The sequence below is a fragment of the Kosakonia oryzendophytica genome, assembly GCF_900094925.1.
In the GTDB taxonomy this organism is placed as follows: domain Bacteria; phylum Pseudomonadota; class Gammaproteobacteria; order Enterobacterales; family Enterobacteriaceae; genus Kosakonia; species Kosakonia oryzendophytica.
On record NZ_FMAY01000006.1, the window covers coordinates 169,521 to 189,861 of the forward strand.

At 52.9% G+C, this 20,341-nt stretch carries 15 protein-coding genes; 10 read left to right on the forward strand and 5 right to left on the reverse strand.

Annotation, left to right across the window (positions count from 1 at the left end):
- The first annotated feature begins 92 nt into the window (after nucleotides 1-92).
- From GA0061071_RS12175 to rsmJ, 3 genes are all read left to right on the forward strand, one after another.
- A complete protein-coding gene (locus GA0061071_RS12175; RefSeq protein WP_088238309.1) occupies nucleotides 93-1,364 on the forward strand; it encodes an acid phosphatase in 1,272 nt (423 codons plus the stop codon).
- A 158-nt stretch (nucleotides 1,365-1,522) separates the two neighbouring features.
- Nucleotides 1,523-3,565 carry an oligopeptidase A gene (gene prlC / locus GA0061071_RS12180; protein ID WP_088238310.1) on the forward strand — a complete coding sequence of 681 codons (2,043 nt, stop codon included), beginning with the start codon at nucleotides 1,523-1,525 and terminating at the stop codon, nucleotides 3,563-3,565.
- A gap of 4 nt (nucleotides 3,566-3,569) precedes the next feature.
- Complete coding sequence (gene rsmJ, locus GA0061071_RS12185) at nucleotides 3,570-4,322, forward strand: 16S rRNA (guanine(1516)-N(2))-methyltransferase RsmJ (RefSeq protein WP_088238311.1); 753 nt, start codon at nucleotides 3,570-3,572, stop codon at nucleotides 4,320-4,322.
- A 65-nt stretch (nucleotides 4,323-4,387) separates the two neighbouring features.
- Here the strand turns inward: rsmJ and uspA are convergent, their stop codons facing one another.
- A complete protein-coding gene (gene uspA / locus GA0061071_RS12190; protein ID WP_061492660.1) occupies nucleotides 4,388-4,822 on the reverse strand; it encodes a universal stress protein UspA in 435 nt (144 codons plus the stop codon).
- A gap of 454 nt (nucleotides 4,823-5,276) precedes the next feature.
- Between uspA and uspB the strand changes: the two genes are divergently transcribed.
- Entirely contained in the window at nucleotides 5,277-5,612 is a 336-nt protein-coding gene (gene uspB / locus GA0061071_RS12195; RefSeq protein ID WP_061499696.1) for a universal stress protein UspB, read from the forward strand.
- Between the two features lie 130 nt (nucleotides 5,613-5,742).
- On the opposite strand, the gene pitA is transcribed toward uspB, so the two are convergent.
- On the reverse strand, nucleotides 5,743-7,239 hold the full coding sequence (gene pitA, locus GA0061071_RS12200; protein WP_088238312.1) for an inorganic phosphate transporter PitA: 1,497 nt from the start codon (nucleotides 7,237-7,239) through the stop codon (nucleotides 5,743-5,745).
- Between the two features lie 228 nt (nucleotides 7,240-7,467).
- Here pitA and GA0061071_RS12205 point away from each other — a divergent pair, with 228 nt between their 5' ends.
- On the forward strand, nucleotides 7,468-8,667 hold the full coding sequence (locus GA0061071_RS12205; protein WP_088238313.1) for a BaiN/RdsA family NAD(P)/FAD-dependent oxidoreductase: 1,200 nt from the start codon (nucleotides 7,468-7,470) through the stop codon (nucleotides 8,665-8,667).
- Between the two features lie 54 nt (nucleotides 8,668-8,721).
- Here GA0061071_RS12205 and GA0061071_RS12210 read toward each other — a convergent pair whose 3' ends face one another.
- The 3 genes from GA0061071_RS12210 to GA0061071_RS12220 form a co-directional block, all read right to left on the reverse strand.
- Nucleotides 8,722-9,549, reverse strand: a complete 828-nt coding sequence (locus GA0061071_RS12210; protein WP_061492666.1) for a DUF1796 family putative cysteine peptidase — start codon at nucleotides 9,547-9,549, stop codon at nucleotides 8,722-8,724.
- A gap of 579 nt (nucleotides 9,550-10,128) precedes the next feature.
- Nucleotides 10,129-10,749 (reverse strand): histidine phosphatase family protein, encoded by a 621-nt coding sequence (locus tag GA0061071_RS12215; protein ID WP_088238314.1) that lies wholly within the window; start codon nucleotides 10,747-10,749, stop codon nucleotides 10,129-10,131.
- A 140-nt stretch (nucleotides 10,750-10,889) separates the two neighbouring features.
- The gene (locus GA0061071_RS12220) at nucleotides 10,890-11,594 is read right to left on the reverse strand and encodes a GNAT family N-acetyltransferase (RefSeq protein ID WP_061492671.1); all 705 of its coding nucleotides are present in this window, start codon (nucleotides 11,592-11,594) and stop codon (nucleotides 10,890-10,892) included.
- A gap of 520 nt (nucleotides 11,595-12,114) precedes the next feature.
- Between GA0061071_RS12220 and GA0061071_RS12225 the strand changes: the two genes are divergently transcribed.
- From GA0061071_RS12225 to GA0061071_RS12245, 5 genes are all read left to right on the forward strand, one after another.
- Complete coding sequence (locus GA0061071_RS12225; RefSeq protein ID WP_088238315.1) at nucleotides 12,115-14,037, forward strand: type VI secretion system Vgr family protein; 1,923 nt, start codon at nucleotides 12,115-12,117, stop codon at nucleotides 14,035-14,037.
- Complete coding sequence (locus tag GA0061071_RS12230; protein ID WP_088238316.1) at nucleotides 14,037-14,456, forward strand: DcrB-related protein; 420 nt, start codon at nucleotides 14,037-14,039, stop codon at nucleotides 14,454-14,456. Before GA0061071_RS12225 ends, GA0061071_RS12230 begins: the two co-directional genes overlap by 1 nt.
- Before the next feature lie 2 nt (nucleotides 14,457-14,458).
- Nucleotides 14,459-18,910, forward strand: a complete 4,452-nt coding sequence (locus GA0061071_RS12235; RefSeq protein ID WP_245191421.1) for an RHS repeat-associated core domain-containing protein — start codon at nucleotides 14,459-14,461, stop codon at nucleotides 18,908-18,910.
- A gap of 29 nt (nucleotides 18,911-18,939) precedes the next feature.
- On the forward strand, nucleotides 18,940-19,644 hold the full coding sequence (locus tag GA0061071_RS12240; RefSeq protein ID WP_061492683.1) for a barstar family protein: 705 nt from the start codon (nucleotides 18,940-18,942) through the stop codon (nucleotides 19,642-19,644).
- Between the two features lie 261 nt (nucleotides 19,645-19,905).
- The gene (locus GA0061071_RS12245) at nucleotides 19,906-20,229 is read left to right on the forward strand and encodes a hypothetical protein (RefSeq protein ID WP_088238317.1); all 324 of its coding nucleotides are present in this window, start codon (nucleotides 19,906-19,908) and stop codon (nucleotides 20,227-20,229) included.
- Nucleotides 20,230-20,341 lie beyond the last annotated feature (112 nt).

Genomic DNA, 20,341 nt, shown 5'->3' on the forward strand with positions numbered 1-20,341 from the left:
GGTTTCAAAACATAACCGTGTCATAAAACGGTCAAATTGCGGCGCTAGCGTCGGCTGAAGGCAAGGTAATTCTTTGAATAAAAGGGCAAAAAATGAAAATCCGTCTCACGCTGTTAACTGCCGCGCTGCTGCTGGCTCATCAAGCGATGGCAAATGATATTCCGCTGACTCAGGTGCGCGATATCGCCGATACCACGACACCGGCAGCGGAGAGCCAGCCCTTTGTTGTGCTCGAAGCGCAGTCGCTGGCAGCCCTGCGCCAGTCATTGCAGGGCGATGCGTCTCAACTTACTCGTACTCAGCTTGAACACGCGACCCAAACGGCAAAACAAGCCGATAATGCGTGGCTGAAAGCGCGGGGTTATGACTTCCGCACCAAAGAGAACCAGCAGGTGGGCATTGAACTGCTGTCGGGGTTTAACGCGCTGCCGAAACCGGTGCTGGATGCCAACCTGCAAACCGTTGAAGCGATCAACCGCGATGCCACGCGAGGTCTGCGTCGTCAGGCGCTGGCGGATGCCGAAGGTATTAGCTATCTCTATTTTCTGGCTGATGCGCTGGGGCCAAAGCTGGGAGAAGCCTTTCTTACGGCTTACGATAAAGGTGAGTTAGGCAAGGCGGCGGCGCTGATCAAAGCCAGCGAAGTCAGTACTGGTGTGGCGAAAAAACATTTCGATTACAAGCGCCCGTTTTTGATACCTGGAAACAGCATCCACCTGGTTCCGGACGACGTGGTGGTCAAAGATAACAAACCCTATACCGCAGACGGTGGCTCTTTTCCGAGCGGGCATACCAACACCGGTTATACCGATGCTTTGCTGATGGCGGAGATGATCCCGGAACGTTTTGACGCACTGCTGGCGCGCGGTGCGCGTTACGGTTATTCCCGCGTGGTGCTGGGCGTGCACTATCCGTTGGATGTTATCGGCTCGCGGATGGTGGCCGAGCGTAATGTTGCTCATTACCTCAATGATGCACAGTACCGTGCAATGTTCAATGAAGCGCGCGATCAGCTCCGCGCCGCGCTGGAAAAAGAGTGTGGCACAACGCTGGCGCAATGCGCACAGACCGCAGGAAAAGACGATCCTTATCGCGACCCGGCAATGCATGACTTTTACCGCTTCACCATGACCTACAACCTGCCACAGCAGAAAGGGGCGACGAAGGCGGTGAGCGTACCGGAAGGTGCTGACGTGCTGCTGGAGGCGGCCTTACCAAAACTCTCCGCCAGCCAGCGTCGCGCGTTGATGGTGAAAACCGCGCTTCCGGCAGGTTACCCGCTTTCCGGCGCGACCGATGAACAGAACTTCTGGCAGCGTCTGAATTTGTCGGCAGCTTACGACGCGGCGCATAAAACCCGTTAAGGGTGATGTTGTATTCCGCCCGGCGAGCGCAATGCCGCCGGGTGTGTTGATGGTTGCTGCTTATTGCAGCAATACCCCGTTAAGCGCACCGCCTGGCATTGAAATCTCCTACACTTAACCCCATGCTAAACAACTACCTCATTCCAAGGACTGCGCATATGACCAATCCATTACTGACGCCTTTCGTATTACCGCCCTTTTCCAAAATCCTTCCTGAACATGTTGTTCCCGCCGTCACAAAGGCGCTGGAAGACTGCCGGGCTGCGGTAGAAAGCGTTGTCGCGCAGGGCGCCCCTTATAGCTGGGATAACCTCTGCCAGCCGCTGGCGGAAGCGGACGACCGCCTTGGGCGTCTTTTCTCGCCGGTCAGCCATCTGAATTCGGTGAAAAACAGCCCGGAGCTGCGTGAAGCCTATGAGCAGACGCTGCCGCTGCTGTCTGAGTACAGCACCTGGGTCGGGCAGCACGAAGGGTTGTATAACGCGTATCGCGATCTGCGCGATGGCGAGAATTACGCAGGTCTGAGCACCGCAGAGAAAAAAGCCGTGGATAACGCGCTGCGCGACTTTACCTTATCGGGCATCGGTCTGCCGAAAGAGAAACAGCAGCGTTATGGCGAAATCGCGGCGCGTTTGTCTGAACTGGGCAACATCTACAGCAACAACGTGCTGGACGCCACCATGGGCTGGAGCAAACTGATCACGGACGAAGCCGAGCTGTCTGGCATGCCGGAAAGTGCATTAGCGGCGGCGAAAGCGCAGGCGGAAGCCAAAGAGCAGCAGGGCTGGTTACTGACGCTGGATATCCCGAGCTATTTGCCAGTGATGACTTACTGCGACAACAGCGCGCTGCGTGAAGAGATGTATCGCGCTTATAGCACTCGCGCTTCTGACCAGGGGCCGAATGCCGGTAAGTGGGATAACAGCCCGGTCATGGCAGAGATCCTCGCGCTGCGTCATGAACTGGCGCAATTGCTGGGCTTCGAAAGCTATGCCTTTAAATCCCTGGCCACCAAAATGGCGGAAAACCCGGCGCAGGTGCTGGAGTTTTTAACCGATCTCGCCAAACGCGCCCGTCCGCAGGGGGAAAAAGAGCTGGCACAACTGCGCGCGTTCGCCAAAGCGGAGTTCGGCGTTGATGAACTGCAACCGTGGGACATTGGCTACTACAGCGAAAAACAGAAACAACACCTCTACAGCATCAGCGATGAACAACTGCGCCCGTACTTCCCGGAAGAACGCGCGGTTAATGGCTTGTTTGAAGTGGTGAAACGCATTTACGGCATCACCGCCAAAGAGCGCAAAGATATTGATGTCTGGCATCCGGATGTGCGTTTCTTTGAGCTGTATGACGAAAGCAATGAACTGCGCGGCAGCTTCTATCTCGATCTGTACGCCCGCGAACACAAACGCGGCGGTGCGTGGATGGATGACTGTGTGGGTCAGTTGCGCAGAGCCGACGGTTCACTGCAAAAGCCGGTGGCCTATCTCACCTGTAACTTTAACCGCCCGGTCAACGGCAAACCTGCACTGTTCACCCATGATGAAGTGATCACGTTGTTCCATGAGTTTGGGCACGGTTTGCATCATATGCTGACGCGTATTGAAACTGCCGGTGTCGCGGGCATCAGCGGTGTGCCGTGGGATGCGGTCGAATTACCGAGCCAGTTTATGGAAAACTGGTGCTGGGAGCCGGAAGCGCTGGCGTTTATCTCCGGCCATTATGAAACCGGTGAACCGTTACCGCAGGAATTGCTGGATAAAATGCTGGCGGCGAAAAACTACCAGGCGGCGATGTTTATTCTGCGTCAGCTTGAGTTTGGTCTGTTCGACTTCCGCTTGCATGCGGAGTTTAGTCCGGAACAAGGGGCGAAAATCCTTGAAACGCTGGCAGAAATCAAACGCCAGGTTGCTGTGGTGCCGGGGCCGTCGTGGGGCCGTTTCCCGCATGCGTTCAGCCATATTTTCGCCGGGGGGTACGCGGCGGGTTACTACAGCTACCTGTGGGCCGATGTGCTGGCAGCAGACGCGTATTCCCGCTTCGAAGAAGAGGGAATTTTCAATCGCGAAACCGGGCAGTCCTTCCTGGATAACATCCTTACCCGCGGCGGTTCGGAAGAGCCGATGGATCTGTTCAAACGCTTCCGCGGCCGTGAGCCGCAGATCGACGCGATGCTTGAGCATTACGGTATCGAAGGCTAATGCATTGAAAATCTGTTTGTTAGATGAAACAGGCGCCGGAGACGGCGCCTTATCTGTTCTTGCAGCCCGCTTTGAGCTGGAACAGGACGATGACAACCTGATGGCGCTGGTGCTGACGCCTACGCATCTGGAACTGCGCAAGCGCGATGAGCCTAAGCTTGGCGGTATTTTTGTCGATTTTGTCGGCGGCGGCATGGCGCACCGGCGTAAGTTCGGCGGCGGTCGCGGTGAGGCGGTGGCCAAAGCGGTGGGTATCAAAGGCAGTTATTTGCCGGATGTGGTGGATGCCACCGCAGGGCTGGGACGGGATGCCTTTGTACTGGCATCTGTCGGTTGTCGGGTGCGCATGCTGGAGCGCAACCCGGTGGTGGCGGCCTTGCTGGAAGATGGTCTCAATCGCGGTTATGCGGATGCGGAAATTGGCTCATGGCTGCGCGAGCGTTTGCAGCTGATCCACGCCTCCAGCCTGACGGGGCTTGCAGATATCACGCCGCGCCCGCAGGTGGTCTATCTCGATCCGATGTTCCCGCATAAGCAAAAAAGCGCGCTGGTGAAGAAAGAGATGCGTGTGTTTCAGTCACTGGTTGGCCCGGATCTGGATGCCGACGGTTTGCTTGAGCCCGCGCGTCAGCTTGCCATTAAGCGGGTGGTGGTGAAACGCCCGGATTATGCGCCGCCGCTGGCGGGTGTCGCGACACAATCGGCGGTGGTGACCAAAAGTCATCGCTTTGACATCTACCCCGGTTCCGGGGAATAAAAAAGCCCGGCCGCATTGCGCGGGCCGGGCGGTATTCGCTCTAACGACAGTGCGTTAGCGAGGCATTAATCCTCTTCATCCCGCAGTGGGACAATCAGCATATCCACGTGAACGGTGTTTATCAGCTGACGCGCGGAAGACATCAGCTTGCTCCAGAAGTCCTGATGGTGACCACAGACCACCAGGTCCATATCGTATTTTTTGATCGCGTCTACCAGCACCTGCCCGAGGTCACCGCTGCCGCTCAGGGTTTCGGTAATCGGATAGCCTGCATTGGTGGAGAGATCGGTCAGCGCCTGGTGCGTTTCGTCGGAGATGCGTTTCTGCATATCGCCGAGGTTAACGTCGATCAGGCCTGTGTACAGATCGGAGTAATTTACATCGACATGAATCAGGGAAATCTTCGCGTTATAAGGACGCGCCATGGACACTGCTTTCTCAACCAGCAATTTACTTTCGGGGGAGAGATCAACAGCGATGAGGATGTGTTTGTAAGCCATAGTGTTACTCCTTCCATAAGTTGTCGATGACCATCGGGACAAAGCCCTGATGTGTGTGCACTGCGCCCGCATCCTGCGTATCACATAAGCGGGTAGCGCCCGGCCTTAAGGATCTCATTGTAGAAGATATTTCTACCTTATAACTCTCTTGCAGCACCGTCAATTAACCTGGATCACGATTCACTTAAGCCATATTTACAACCATATGCATTGATGATGATAACCTTGTGGCAAAAAAAGAATCCTTTCTCCTACACTATTAATAAACCGTACGGAAAACAGACGGTGTCCCACAGTTGTCCCGGCATGGATGCACGGTCAATTGCGGGACACCGCCTGTGCTGTCGCCCCGTTCGGCGTTGATAACACTCTTCATTGTCTGACTTGGTTGAGTATCCAGGAGCGGTCGTTGCGAAGCGGGTCTTCGTGGGCGAATCGCCGGGGAGGGGATATGGTGATCAGCACTGTTGCGCTGTTTTGGGCCTTGTGTGTCGTGTGTGTGGTTAACATGGTGCGTTATTACTCATCGTTGCGCGCACTGTTAGTGGTACTTCGAGGTTGTGACCCCTTACTCTATCAATATGTGGACGGCGGAGGCTTTTTCACTTCGCACGGTCAGCCGGGTAAACAGATGCGGTTGGTGTGGTACATCTACGCCCAGCGTTACCGCGATCATCATGACGAAGAGTTTATTCGCCGCTGCGAACGCGTACGCCGTCAGTTCATCCTGACCAGCGCGTTATGCGGGCTGGTAGTGGTGAGTTTGATTGCGCTGATGATTTGGCACTAAAGGCCGTGCTGTCGGGCGGCTATGCTTTCTCTGGCCTGCAGAAGCCGGATAAGTGACGGCGCATTGCCATTCTTGAGCCATAAAAAAACGGGCCAGTTTCCTGACCCGTTTTTGTCCTGCATCTGATTTGTTAAATCAGATGCAGCGCAATCCAGTACAACCCGCCGGACAGAATAATTGATGCTGGCAGAGTAAAGACCCAGGCCATCAGAATACTGGTGACGGTTTTGCGTTGCAGACCGCCGCCGTCGACAATCATTGTGCCGGCAACGGACGATGACAGCACATGCGTGGTGGAGACTGGCATCCCGGTATAACTCGCCAGACCGATAGAAACCGCTGCCGTCATCTGCGCGGACATCCCCTGCGCGTACGTCATGCCTTTTTTACCGATTTTCTCGCCGATCGTCGTTGCCACACGGCGCCAGCCAATCATCGTGCCCAGACCCAGTGCCAGCGCGACCGCCATAATGATCCAGATTGGCGCGTACTCAATGGTGCTCAGCATGTCGCTTTTCAGTTTCTTCAGCAGGCGCTGGTCGTCAATACTGACTTCCGGCTGCTTCGCCACTTTATCCGTAATATCGGAGAGGCAGAGCATAATGCGACGCAACTGGCTGCGCTGTTCAACCGGCAGTTTGTCGTAGCTTTCAACATTCGTCAGCATCGACTTCGCACGGTCCAGCGCGATAATGGCGCGACCAGGATGACAGTGGAACTCACCGGGTTGTGTGGTCACTTCTTCCGGCGTTGGGATCAAGGGATCCACACCCGTCGCTTTTTGCAGCAGCGCCGGGTGTTGCTGGAAATAGGATTCCACATTGTTTACGGCATCACGCGTACGGGTGATGTCATAACCGGATGCGTTCATATTCACCACAAAACCCGCAGGGGCGACGCCAATCAGCACCAGCATAATCAGGCCAATGCCTTTCTGACCATCGTTAGCGCCGTGGGAGAAGCTCACGCCAATGGCGGAGAGGATCAGCGCAATACGCGTCCAGAACGGCGGCTTTCTTTTGCCGTCGATTTTCTCGCGTTCAGCCGGGGTCATATGGATGCGCGCACGTTTTTTGGTGCTGCTCCAGTAGCGGCGCAGTATAAACACCAGTCCACCTGCGAACACCAGGCCGACGATCGGGGAAACGATCAGCGACGCGAAGATATTCAGCACTTTCGGGATGTTTAATGCATCAACGACTGACGTGCCGGTCATCAATGCATTGGTTAACCCAATGCCGATAATCGCGCCAATCAAGGTGTGGGAGCTGGAAGCAGGCAGACCGAAATACCAGGTGCCCAGGTTCCAGATAATCGCGGCCAACAGCATGGAAAAGACCATTGCCAGACCGTGCGCAGAGCTGACATTTAGCAGCAGATCGGTTGGCAGCATATGCACAATTGCATACGCGACGCTTAACCCGCCCAGCAAAACGCCGAAGAAGTTAAACACCGCTGCCATCACCACCGCCAGCTGAGAGCGCATAGCGCGTGTATAAATCACGGTTGCCACGGCGTTTGCTGTGTCGTGGAAGCCGTTAATCGCTTCGTAAAACAGAACAAAAACCAGAGCAAGCAAGAGTAACAGCCCGGTATGAAGATCCAGGCCGGCAAACAAATGTAACATAAGCCGTTACGCCATTTTGAGGACATGAACGCGGCGCATTATCAGGGACATTGCCAGTGCGGGCAAAGTGAAATATGTATTTTTTTTGACATTATTTCTTACAAAGCCCTTAAATCTTTAAAATATCTTATATTTTTCAACGTCATCATCTTGCTGTGCGTATTCGCGCTGGTGCGACCAGCACGATCTCTTTACAATCCGCCACGATCTTTAAATGAGGAAACGGGTGTGGAAAGGTTTGATGCCATTGTTATCGGCGCCGGTGCGGCGGGAATGTTCTGTGCGGCTCTGGCAGGGCAGGCGGGCTGCCGCGTGTTGCTACTGGATAACGGCAAAAAACCGGGCCGTAAGATCCTGATGTCCGGCGGCGGACGCTGCAACTTTACCAACCTTTATGTGGAGCCCGCGGCCTATTTGAGTCAGAACCCGCATTTTTGCAAATCTGCGCTGGCGCGCTATACCCAGTGGGATTTTATCGACCTGGTGGGCAAGCACGGTATTGCCTGGCATGAGAAGACGCTCGGGCAGTTGTTCTGCGACGACTCTGCGCAGCAGATTGTCGATATGCTGGTCGCTGAGTGTGAGAAAGGCAACGTCACGCTTCGCCTGCGCAGTGAAGTGTTGAGCGTGGAGCGCAACGAGGAGGGTTATACGCTGCAACTGAATGGTGCGAGCGTACAGGCGGCGAAACTGGTTATCGCGTCCGGTGGTTTATCGATGCCAGGGCTGGGCGCGTCGCCGTTTGGTTATAAAGTTGCCGAACAGTTCGGCTTAAAGGTGTTACCTACCCGTGCGGGCCTGGTGCCGTTTACCCTGCACAAACCCCTCCTTGAGCAGTTGCAGACGCTTTCTGGCGTATCAGTGCCGTCCGTGATCACTGCCGAAGACGGGACGGTTTTTCGCGAAAACCTGCTGTTTACGCACCGCGGCCTGTCAGGTCCGGCGATCCTGCAAATTTCCAGCTACTGGCAACCGGGTGAGTTCGTCAGCATTAATCTGCTGCCGGAGTGCGAGCTGGCAAGCTTCCTCGATCAGCAACGCGATGTGCACCCGAATCAAAGCCTGAAAAATACCCTCGCCATGCAGTTGCCGAAACGGTTAGTGGAATGCCTGCAACAGCTGGGGCAGATCCCGGATGTGACGTTAAAGCAGCTTAATGCCCGCGAGCAGACAACGCTGGTCGATACGCTTACCTGCTGGCGCGTACAGCCAAACGGCACCGAAGGTTACCGCACGGCGGAAGTGACGCTGGGCGGGGTGGACACCAACGAACTGTCGTCACGTACCATGGAAGCCCGCAATGTACCGGGGCTTTATTTTATTGGCGAAGTCATGGATGTTACCGGCTGGCTGGGCGGTTATAACTTCCAGTGGGCGTGGTCCAGCGCAGCGGCATGCGCACAGGCACTGGCGGCTGTTGAAGGATAAAAAAGCAGACTCTTCTCTGAGGTGTTAAACACGCTCAGAGAAGAGCCAGGCGGCTTATACTGTGCCTGCCGGGACAAGGGGGCTGCCAGGGTAAGGTTTATCTGCACTCAGATTGTATTTATCAACCGTGTCGAACATTTCTGCGAACAGGCCATCATCTTTTTTGGCCCAGAACGTTTCCAGATCATCCCCTCCCCATATCTCATGGGTATGGCAGGTAAATTCGAGGAGCCCTGTATCGTGCGGTGTGAAATCGATACGCTTCGTCTCGTTCTCGGCGATGATATGTTGATAAAAAAGCACCATTTTGCAATCGCGGCCTTGCGTGTTGTAGAAGGTAAGAAATTCATTTAAATGCGCCCGTAAAAGAGCAAGATCTGAGTTCTCTGTTATTCTGTGATGATAAAGAAAAACAAAGTTTTTATTCCCACGGTATTGTAACTGACGGCTGATTCGTCGTTGGAAAGCGCGGTTATCCTCTTTAATTCTGAGCGGGTCATGATGTGTGAATTCAAACCCCAACATATGTCTTTCGCTGTATTGGCCCACACAGTTTTTATAAAACGTCGAGCGCACTACAGAATGCTGACCATCGGGAAAATGTTGCAGATGCTCTTTCTTCAGCAGATTTCGGTAATTATCTTTTTCCATCTGAATAATATATTCTATATTTGATCGTCCGGAGGAAAAAACAGAGCTGAATGATTTTCTGTTATGTCGCCGGAGAATATCGTCAGGAAGGCAATTTTCACCCAATGAAATCCAACTTACTTCCGAACTAAAACTATTTCGATATTTCCATTTCTTATGCAGGTTGGTAATTGTCCGTTTCAGCGATTTAAGGTGATCTCTCACACAGTGTTCAATGGCTTCGCCTTTCATTAAGGGCACCTCATGTTGTATTACACCATTCCAAATGACGTGACGGAGAACCTCATCACGCCTGAGTTTTTGTTGTTTTATTCCCCCGTATTCGTACAGGTATGTCGCGCGAATAGAGGTTGTTAATGTGGTTTTCTCTGCACAACAGGCTCGAAGCCTGCAAAACATGGCCATAAAAGAAATACATCCCCTTAAGAAAGGGGTTTATGCGCGTCGCAGCGTTCTGATTGCCCAAAAATAGAGGCTTCTCAACAAATAACGACGTCGCGCTATGACCGCGAGAGTGTATTTATTGGCATCGTTTTGGCAGATATGGCTTTCCTGAAGAGGCATGTTTGCTCGCTTAGCGGCAAACTTTTCAGGTGAATAACGGTCTCTGTGGATATATCGCTTATGTCCGGGACGGTGTTTTCTCTTCGGACAAACCTCAGCATAAAATTGTAAGAATGCTGTCGACAAAAAAGCGATCTGATACAGTGACTCATTGCTCGTTACATATTTTACGCTTTGTAATGGATTTACCCCTCATCAGGAAAATCCCAAAATGTTCTGAGTGGGGCGGTTTGCGAGGAAATACATTTATTTATGGAGGGTCAGGGTGCGTAAATGCGTAGCGATCCCCCAGCGGAGCGTAATACATTGACCTTCCGTCATTTCGAAAACGGAATAGCTTGCGTTTGGCTGAGCATAACGGGAGAAATTATCGATATTCCCTTCCTTAAGCAGAGCAAGAACGCCCTGGCTGACCTGCCCGTGCGTAACAATACAGAGCGTCTGGTGCGCCGCTGTCTGTTGTTGCTGCTGTATAAAATCGATAATGCGTTGGGAAGCATGCGCCAGAGACTCGCCGCCGGGTGGGCAAAACGCGGCGTCTTTTGCAAATAACGCCTCTGCCTCATAGGGATATTCGTCACGCAATTGCGCTGATGGCATCCCTTCGTAGTGGCCGAATGCCTGCTCTTTCAATGCCGTGTGTGCCACCAGTGGGCAGTCGAAATGTCCCGCCAATGCTTGTCCCATCTGCCATGCACGGCCCAGAGGGGATGCATAAACACACGCAATGGGATAAGAGGCTAACGCTGCCAGTAATGCCGCCGTTTCCTGCGCGCCGCGTACCGTCAGGGGACTATCCTTGTGTCCCTGAATAATACCGCGTTGGTTCCATTCTGTTTCAGCGTGGCGTACCAGTAGCACTTTCATTGTGAGGTATTGTTCCAGTAATCGGGCGGGGTATGACTTACCGTTGCGTGGAGGGTTCAGCCAGTGATTGCATCAACAGCCATGCGCTGATAGAGAGAAACCAACGCATGGCAACGATGATATTCAAATGACATTTACATTTAATAGCGACGCAAGGCACTTAATTTCTGTAACTGATGACCGAGACCGTCAAAGTTCTCTTCCCGCAGCCAGGCGGTGATCATTGAAGCGATCCCTGGCCACTCTTTTCGGGTGATAGAAAAAACGGCGATATCCGTCGAATGCCCTTTGCGGACTTTTTTATCCCGCAATACACCTTCTTTGACAAAGCCGATCCTCTCCGCCGAGCGGGTACCCTCAGCGTTATAGATACTGGTGCGCCATTCGCATCTGCGATACTTCAGGTTGTCGAAAAAGTAAGCAAGAATAAGATAAAGTGATTCAGTACTGGAACGTGTGCGTTTCATTAATGGCGTCCAGTTAATTTCGGATATATCGAAAGAGCCATTGTCCGGATCCACTTTACCGATATAAAAGATGCCTTTTACTTGATCGTCTTTTTGATCCTGCACCGAAAAATAATATCTTTCTTTATGTGCAATTAACTCTCTTAACCAGGCATAACAAGCAGCTTTATCTTTCGGTCTGTCTCCTTCAAGGTAGGTCCAGTCCCGTTCATCTTCGATGCTGTGCCATTCAGGAAACAAATCTTCAGCATGGTCGATGGCTAAGGGTATGACGTTGCAGTAAAGCCCGCGAAGGCTGACTTTTTCCGGCATTTCCCGGGTTGTCCACTCGGGCAATTCCGGGCCAATTCTTTGCCCAAACTGGTTATAACTTTCCATGACTCCCTCCATAAATGACCAGTTTAATTTCGCTTAAACGTAATTAAATGGTTATTAACTATCAGTAGGGCTTATGCGATGGATATATAAAAAGAACGTGCATATAGCCAGGGTAATAATAAATGTGAAAACGTATAAAAAACTTATACTGCCTTTCAGCCGTGCCGTCTAATATTTGCGATGAAATTGCGATAATACTCGCGAAACAATGCGTCAGGACGCAGAATCGGGGTTTTGGCATCTTACTGACCCTATCCAAAACACGCCTTTTTGCGGGTTAAAATTTATCTTATGTTGCCGTTTTGATTATTCATTGTGCTTAACCCACTAAAAACGTGAATTTTTTTCAGGTTTACCACCCTGGATTAGGATTATTCCTGGCATTTATTTAGCGGAGAAAACAGACAATAATGATCTTTTGATTTACGGATTTCGTGCGGTAGCTTTACCCGGATATCGCAACATTAAACTCAAGAACGGAGCCCGGAGCGGCATCCGTCTTTATGTCAGGATTCGATTTATGAGTAATCGTATTGCTGTTCAGTTACCTGTCGAAGGACTGATTTTCTGGAAACTTTCTGGTCGGGAAGCGTTATCCGAGTCATTTGCTTTTAACCTGCAATTGCTTGGCACCGATGCGCGAATGGATCGCAGCACACTGCTCGGCAAACCGGTTACCGTCACCATTCCTACACAGGGCCTGACTGGCCCCCGCTATCTTAATGGCAAAATTACCCGTGTGGCGGTGAGTGCCGTTGAACTAAGTGGTACGCGTTATGCGGTTTATCAGCTTACTGTTGAACCTGATCTCTGGCCGATGAAGCGCGACCGCAACCTGCGCATTTTCCAGGAACAAACGGTACCGCAGATCGTCAAAACGTTGCTTGGCGAGTATCAGGTCAATATTGAAGACAAGCTGAGCGGCAGTTACCGCACCTGGGAATACTGCGTGCAGTACCAGGAGAGCAGTTTTGATTTCATCAGCCGTCTGATGGAGCTTGAAGGAATTACCTATCACTTCCGCCACGAGGCGGACAAACATACGCTGGTGTTGACGGATGCCGCGACCCAGCATCAACCGTTCAGCGGTTACGAATCCATTCCTTACCATCAGACCCCGTCCGGCGGCAGCACCGACGAAGAGGGTATCAGTCAGTGGGCGCTGGAAGACAGCGTCACGCCGGGATTGTACAGCCTGGACGATTACGATTTCCGTAAGCCGAACGCCTGGCTTTTCCAGGCGCGGCAAAACCCCAATTCGCCGTCTCCTGGTGCCATTGATGTCTATGACTGGCCTGGCCGTTTTGTTGAACACGGGCATGGTGAGTTTTACGCCCGCATTCGTCAGGAGCGTTGGCAGGTTGAGCACCAGCAGATCGAAGGCACCGCAACGGCGATCGGTATTGCGCCGGGCAGTACATTCCAGTTGACCAATGCCGCGTTTTTTAACGACAACGGCGAGTACCTGGTCACCGCTGCCTGGTACAACTTTGAAGAGAATCGCTATGCCAGCGGCGCGGACAGCGAAACTATCCACCGTATCGATTTTAGCGTGATCCCCTCTTCGGTCGTTTTCCGCCCACCGCAGCAAACCGCATGGCCGCGCACTTATGGTCCGCAGACGGCAAAAGTGGTCGGTCCGCAGGGCGAGAGCATCTGGACTGACCGCTATGGTCGGGTAAAAGTGAAGTTTCATTGGGACAGACTGGCAAAAGGTGATGACACCAGCTCCTGTTGGGTGCGCGTCTCCAGTGCATGGGCCGGGCAGGGCTTCGGTGGCGTGCAGATTCCACGTGTGGGCGATGAAGTGGTGATCGACTTTATCAACGGCGATCCGGACAGGCCCATTATCACCGGGCGCGTATATAACGAAGCCAGTATGCCGCCGTGGGCACTACCGGCCGCCGCCACGCAGATGGGGTTCCTCAGCCGTTCGAAAGATGGCTCCGTTGACAACGCCAACGCCCTGCGTTTTGAAGATAAGGCGGGTGAAGAGCAGGTGTGGATCCAGGCCGAACGCAATATGGATACTCACGTTAAAAACGATGAGACCCACAGCGTTGGCGGCTCACGGACGGTCAGCGTTGCGCAGGATTACACCGGTTCGGTGGCGGGCTCGCACACCCAGGCGACGCAGTTTGCACACGGGGAACTGGTGGGCGGCGGGTTTACACAGAAAGTCCAGGGCGGGTTGCTACAGGCCTCGGACACCAGCATCACATTAGTCAGCGGCTATTCGTCGCTCACGCTGAACGCCAACGGTACGGTGGAGCTCAAGTGCAATGACTTTCTTATCGAAGCGGGCGGACACGGCGTGATTAACACCGGCGGTCTGCTGGATCTGAATCTCTCTGAAGCCAAGCCCGCAACCCAGGCGTCGCCCACGCCGTCAGAAATCCAGGCTGCCGTGAAACAAGCATTTAATCAAGGGACGGATAAATAATGACGACAACGCAGTTTGCACTGTCCGAAGGTGAGCTTAATCTGCCGGGTGCGTACCAGGATCGCAGTATTAACTTATTGAAATTCAGCGAGTATGACGCAACGCTGGCGATCACCCGGGCATGGGATATTCAGCCTGGTGCAGAAGAAACATTCATTAAGCAGCAGCTGGCGAAAGTGCAGCGCAGCATGAAAAAGGTCACGATGGGCGAAGTGGAAGACAGCACCATCGCTGGTCAGCCTGCGCGCGAGGTGGCGCTGCGTTTCTTAAACCAGAGCACGATGGTGTATGAAAAACTCGCGATCACCCGCGTAGAAGACCATCTGCTGGTGCTGACGCTCAGCCGTACTGCGCCTTTCGATGCCGATGCTGATGCATTCTGGGCGTCTATCAGAACGGGTTTACAGCTGAGGGCGTAAGGATGACGGATTACATCGCTGCCCGTATTGACGATCCGCTTATTCACAGCTCTGCGCTGGCGGATTTCGTTGGCGGGATGGTGGAAGGGGCGATCGTGTGGGGCGTCATCGCTTTTGTTGGCACGGGTGTTGGCCTTCTGGTTGCCGGTGTGGCGCTTGCCGGGCTTGCTGCGCTAATTTTCAGCGGCAAACTGGAGGAGATCGGCAATGCCGCGGGCAAAATGGTGGATGCGCTCATCGACCCCGGGCCACCGGACGCGGTTATTGTTTCCGGTTCGGACAATGTCTATATCAAGGGTAAAAAAGCCGCCCGCGCTGCCGGAACGGTGGATCGCGATTACCTGAACAGCCCGGCGGCTGCCGATGAAGGCATTGACTGGGCCGCTGTCGGTATGGTTGCACTTGCCGTCGCGGCCACAGCTGCGAAAACGATCCTCACGCCAGGCGGTGTGATGATGGCGGTCGCCGAACGCGCCAAAGATATCACCCTCGATGACCTGAAAAAGTGGGGCACCAGCTTTTGGGAAACCCTCACACAACCGGTAGTGGAAAGCGCGAATCCTCATGCGACCCCCATGCCGAAAGACAACGTTGACTGTAAAAAAGGCCATATGGTCACCAGCAGCAACTTTGTCGCGCAGGGCTCGAAAAAAGTCTTAATTAACAACCAGCCAGCCGCCCGCAACGGTGAGAAAAGCACCTGCGAAGCCGAAATCAAAGTCAGTGACGACCCGCGCGTGCGGATCGGTGGCGATACCATTACGGTGCGCGATATTCACAGCGGCAAAAATCAGCTGGCTTATCTACTGGGCAATCTGGTGGGCAGCGTGGGCTTGGGCGCATTGTCGCGGCTGGCGAAGCTCGCTTGTGAACGCCAGTTGCTACGCGGGCTGGCAAAAGAGTTTCTCTGTCTGCTCGGTGGCGTTGCCGTCTCCGATACCCTTTCAGCAGCGCTAATCAGTGCAGCGCACACCTTTTTCCCTGTTCATATTCCGCTTGGCAGCAAAATCCTCGCCAAGGAAGAGGATCTCGACTTTGTGCTGCCGGATCGCATGCCACTCTACTGGCAGCGTATCTACCACAGCCGCAATCGCGCCACCGGCATCCTCGGTACCGGCTGGATGATGCCGTTTGAAACCCGCTTCCTGCGCCTGGCGGAGAACCAGATGATCTTCCGCGATATGAGCGGGCGTGAACTGGGGCTGGGCGAAGTACGGGTCGGCGATATGATCTTCTACCCGGAAGATGGCATGCGGATCTTCGCCAGCCCGAACGGGATCATCGCCATGCAAACGGGCGATGGCGAGCACCAGATCTTTGAACCGGATCCGACTCGATCGGGTGAATGGCGCATCCAGCGCATTTATGACCGCCATGAGAACGCCCACTACTACAGCTGGAACGAAAAAGGCCAGTTGACGCGCATCTCCAGCGATAACGAAGCGCTGGATGTGGAACTGGAGTATGAATCCCGCTTCGGGCGACTGAGTGCTGTGTACCAGATTTGCGCAGACGAGCGCCGTTTGCTGGTCTCTTATCGCTATAACGATCAAGGGCAACTGATCACAGTGACGGACGCCGATGGTGTGGTCACCCGCCAGTTCGGTTGGGATCGCGCCAGCGACATGCTGGCCTGGCACAGCTTCTCGACGGGATTAACGGTGCACTACCAGTGGCGACCAGAGACAGGCTCTGAACACTGGCGCGTGAGCGGCTACCAGGTTCACGACGAACAGGGTGCCGTGCTGGAGAATTGGCGTATCGACGCCGACGAGCAAAAGCGCTACGCCCGGGTCAGCAATGACGAAGGCGTGGTCAGCGAACATCACTGGGATACGCTGTATCGCATCACCCACTATACCGATGTGCACGGTGGTCAGTGGCAATTTAACTGGGCGGGAAATGCCGAACAGTTACGTTCTGCTATTCAACCGGATGGCGGCCGCTGGGAATACACCTGGGACGAGCGCGGTAACCTGACGCTGGAACGCGATCCGCTGGATCGTGCAAAGATGACGACCTGGCATCCGCTGTATGATTTCCCGGCGATTGAAGTGTTACCCGACGGCGCGATCTGGCGCTATGAGTACAACCTGGCGGGGGATGTGGTGGCGCTGACCGACCCGGAAGGCGGTGTCACCCGCTTTGAGTGGAACGATCAGGGCGATTTAACCCGCCGCATCGATGCGCTGGAGAACAGCCACCGGTTCTGGTGGGACGAGCTGGGGCAATTGATCCGCGAAGAGGATTGCTCGGGTTACCAGAGCCGCCGCCAGTACGACACCGCAGGCCGGCTTGTGTCTGTGACCGATCCGCTGGGCAATACCGAGCGTTACCGCTGGAGCGCGGCGTCGCGCCTGCAAACTTTTGTGCGCGCCGATGGCCGCGAGACGTTGTTCAAGTACAACAAAGCCGGGTTACTGTGCGGGCAGAACATTGACGGCATGCTGGAGCGCAACGTCACGCTGAATGCGCGCGGCCAGGTCATCGAAGTGGTGGATTCTGCCGGGCAGGTCACCCGTTTTGCCTTTAACCGCGCTGGCCGCCTGGTCACGCTGACCAATGCCAACAATCAGCAGTGGCGTTTTGATTACACCGCCACCGGGCTGCTGACCCGCCAGCAGGATTACGCCGGGCGGCAGACCGAGTATCTGTACAACGCCGCGCAGCAGGTGGCGACGATGACCCGTCACCCTGCCCGCGGCAGTGCACTACCGCCGCAGGTGGTGAACTACGAGTACGACGCACTCGGGCGCATGGTGGCGCGGGAAACCGAACAGCACCGCACCGAGTACCGCTACAGTGCGCTGGCGACGGAAATCCGCCGTTATGCCTACGGCGAGTGGCGTCAGTCGGTTATTGATATGCGCGAGCCGCAGAGTATCGATACCATCATCCTGACGCGCAACAAGCTCGGCGACCTGGTCAGTGAAGAGAATGCGTCCGGCAAATACGAGCATCAGTACGATGCATTAAGCAACCTGAGTGCGACCACCTTCCCGGACGGGCGGCAGATGCAGTATCTGCGTTACGGCACCGGGCACCTGCTGGAGATGCAGCTTGTTTTCGGCGGTAAAACGCTGCCGGTGACGGGTTATCAGCGCGATAAACTGCACCGGGAGACGCAGCGCACGCTGGGGTCGCTGGCACTGGATACGGAGTATGACGTTGCCGGGCGCATCACGCAGCGCCGCTGCATGGACAATGTGCGTGACCGGCTGGTGTTTGAGCGGCGTTACCAGTGGGACCGCGCCGACCAGATTATCCGCCAGATGTACACCGACGGCGCACCGGCGACCCCGGCGGAGAAATACCGTCAGTCGCTGTGGGGTTACGATGCGGCAGGGCGCATGACGCAGAGCCTTCAGCCTGGCGGGGAAGAGCGTTTCTGGTATGACGCGGCGGATAACCGCACGACACCGGATTTGCAGCCGGTGTGGGACAACCTGTTAAAACGGCTGGACGGTGTGCGCCGGGAGTATGACGGCTTTGGCCGGATGACGGAGCGCCACGACAGCCATCGCGGCATCACACAGCGTTTCAGCTACGACGATGAGCAGCGCATCAGCACGGTGGTGATTGAGGGTGACCCTGAGTTCACCCGGGCGGAGTACCGTTACGATGCCCTGGGCCGCCGTACGGAGAAACAGGTGTGGCGACGCCATGCCCGTAAACCGGAACGCACGCAGTACGCGTGGTCGGGTTTACAGATGGTGGGCGAGCGCAGCGACAGCGACCCGGATGCGGCGGTGCAGTATGTCTACACGGAAAACAGCTACGAGCCGCTGGCGCGCATCGACAGCCGTCAGCAGCACGCTGAGGTGTACTGGTATCACACGGAAATCAACGGCCTGCCGGAGAAAGTGACCGACAGCCGCGGTGAAATCGTGTGGCACGGGACCTCCACCGCCTGGGGACGCAGCCAGCGCGAAAGCGTGCATGCGGAGTGGGACGTGCCGCAGAACCTGCGTTTCCAGGGGCAGTACCTGGACCGCGAAACGGGACTGCACTACAACACCTTCCGCTACTATGACCCCACCGGGGGCTGCTACACCCAGATGGACCCCATCGGGCTGCAGGGTGGGCTGAACACCTATACGTATGTTGTGGATCCGCTGGGATGGGTGGACCCGTTGGGGTTGAGTCGGGTGTGCTCATTGAAGAAACCTCCCAAAAAACCTCTTTCAAGGAAAGAGCTCGATGCAATGAATAAATCAATTAATGATATCCTTGATGGTAAAGGCATTATTCGTTCTGACGGGGCTGGTGGTCAAAAAATATTCCAGGGAAGAGGTAAAAATGCTGGTTGGAAGGGAGCTAAAGAATGGGAGGTAATTAAAGGGAATAATGACATGAGAATATTGACTCTTGATTTGGGAAATGGGAAAACTAAATTTGGTTTTAGCCCAGATCATTATGAAAGAATATTCGATGTTATAGTTGATGGTATGTAGTTTTAATATTATTAAATAAGGGGCTTCCAATGGAATATTTATATAAAATATATGATGAATCTGGAAATATCATCCTTTCCTGTCATGATTTGATTGAGTGTCAGGATTTTTCAAGAATTGGCGATGCTTACTTATTCGCTCTTAATGGCCTATCGAAAAATGATGTTGATTTTTCGATAGGCGATCAGGTCTATCGATTGGAATGCGCTGATTATAATGGGAGATTAGATTTCGATTTTACTGTAAAGAAAATAATAAAATCTAATGGGACAATTTATCTGTATCTAATCGTTATGAATAGTATGTATGAAATCGGTGTACTTTCATTATTAAAAGTACATAATAGTAGTAATGAAAGGTTCTGGTTGGACTTGGTTAAAGAGTCCAAAAGAGTTTATATCTCTGCATGTTATATGATTAATGGAGTGAGAGATTCTTTAGAAAAAAACACTATTATAATTGAAGGTAAATATATACATGATTACTATTCCTTCTACTGTGAGTTTGGTTATGCATTCTTTGGTATCTTTGGTTATGTGGGGAAAAATCTAGATGCATTCGATGATTGCATCGTTGAGCTTAAAAAAAATAGAGTCTCAATAGATATTATTTGGAAAGACAGCGAGCTTTCTTTTAAAGCTATTGATAACACAATTCCCAATGAAATTTATACGCTATCTTCGTATGATATCGTTGAGATTCTTCGGGAACATTGCAATTTAACTCTCCAGTAAGAGTTAACATTTCTAATAAATTTGTTATGAGGAGGACTGAAGTTTCTATATCATCCATTTTGGATGATATAACGTAAAGTAACAGAGTGAACATTGGATTTGGCTTTATTAATATTCTGGCGAGGATGTATATTTGGATGTTAGAATTAAGGCTTTTATTTGTGTCGATAAAAACACTTGTTCTATGCTGCTTTCCGGCATAGATTATGAAGTACGGCTGGAATTAGCTGATGAGCAAATGTTTTTAAGTGGCTATGAATAATGAAAAATGATGAAGGTTTGATTCTCTCAAGAGAAGAGATTAACACATTGATTAACGCAATCATTTATCTGAAATTAACATGTCAGGAGACTGGTTCATTATTGTATGCGGGGAGTCCGTTAATCAATTCAGCTCTCGATAAATTTTTAGTGATGTATGGTTACAAATCTGACTGGGAAAAGGTTTTTGAAAACCTTCCAGAGGTTAATAAGAAAGTAGTGTTCAACAAAATTTTAGCTTCTGAAAAGGAAAGTGGTGCTCTTTTAGACGAAAAAATAAAGGATTTAATCATTAACTATTGTCTTCATCCATATAAAATTTAAAGAAACTTTCGGGGATTTCTACCGGATTAATATCTACTTTTACCATGATAGATCTATGAGCATGAGAGCATAAGCAACTTAACTCGACGACAAATCAGGTAGCGCTGCCGAA

Bases quoted from the DNA above. Each gene is read 5' to 3' on its own strand.
- GA0061071_RS12175 (WP_088238309.1), top strand. From the start codon at position 93: ATGAAAATCCGTCTCACGCTGTTAACTGCCGCGCTGCTGCTGGCTCAT.
- prlC (WP_088238310.1), top strand. From the start codon at position 1,523: ATGACCAATCCATTACTGACGCCTTTCGTATTACCGCCCTTTTCCAAA.
- uspA (WP_061492660.1), bottom strand. From the start codon at position 4,822: ATGGCTTACAAACACATCCTCATCGCTGTTGATCTCTCCCCCGAAAGT.
- pitA (WP_088238312.1), bottom strand. From the start codon at position 7,239: ATGTTACATTTGTTTGCCGGCCTGGATCTTCATACCGGGCTGTTACTC.
- GA0061071_RS12210 (WP_061492666.1), bottom strand. From the start codon at position 9,549: ATGAAAGGCGAAGCCATTGAACACTGTGTGAGAGATCACCTTAAATCG.
- GA0061071_RS12215 (WP_088238314.1), bottom strand. From the start codon at position 10,749: ATGAAAGTGCTACTGGTACGCCACGCTGAAACAGAATGGAACCAACGC.
- GA0061071_RS12220 (WP_061492671.1), bottom strand. From the start codon at position 11,594: ATGGAAAGTTATAACCAGTTTGGGCAAAGAATTGGCCCGGAATTGCCC.
- GA0061071_RS12225 (WP_088238315.1), top strand. From the start codon at position 12,115: ATGAGTAATCGTATTGCTGTTCAGTTACCTGTCGAAGGACTGATTTTC.
- GA0061071_RS12230 (WP_088238316.1), top strand. From the start codon at position 14,037: ATGACGACAACGCAGTTTGCACTGTCCGAAGGTGAGCTTAATCTGCCG.
- GA0061071_RS12235 (WP_245191421.1), top strand. From the start codon at position 14,459: ATGACGGATTACATCGCTGCCCGTATTGACGATCCGCTTATTCACAGC.
- GA0061071_RS12240 (WP_061492683.1), top strand. From the start codon at position 18,940: ATGGAATATTTATATAAAATATATGATGAATCTGGAAATATCATCCTT.
- GA0061071_RS12245 (WP_088238317.1), top strand. From the start codon at position 19,906: ATGAAAAATGATGAAGGTTTGATTCTCTCAAGAGAAGAGATTAACACA.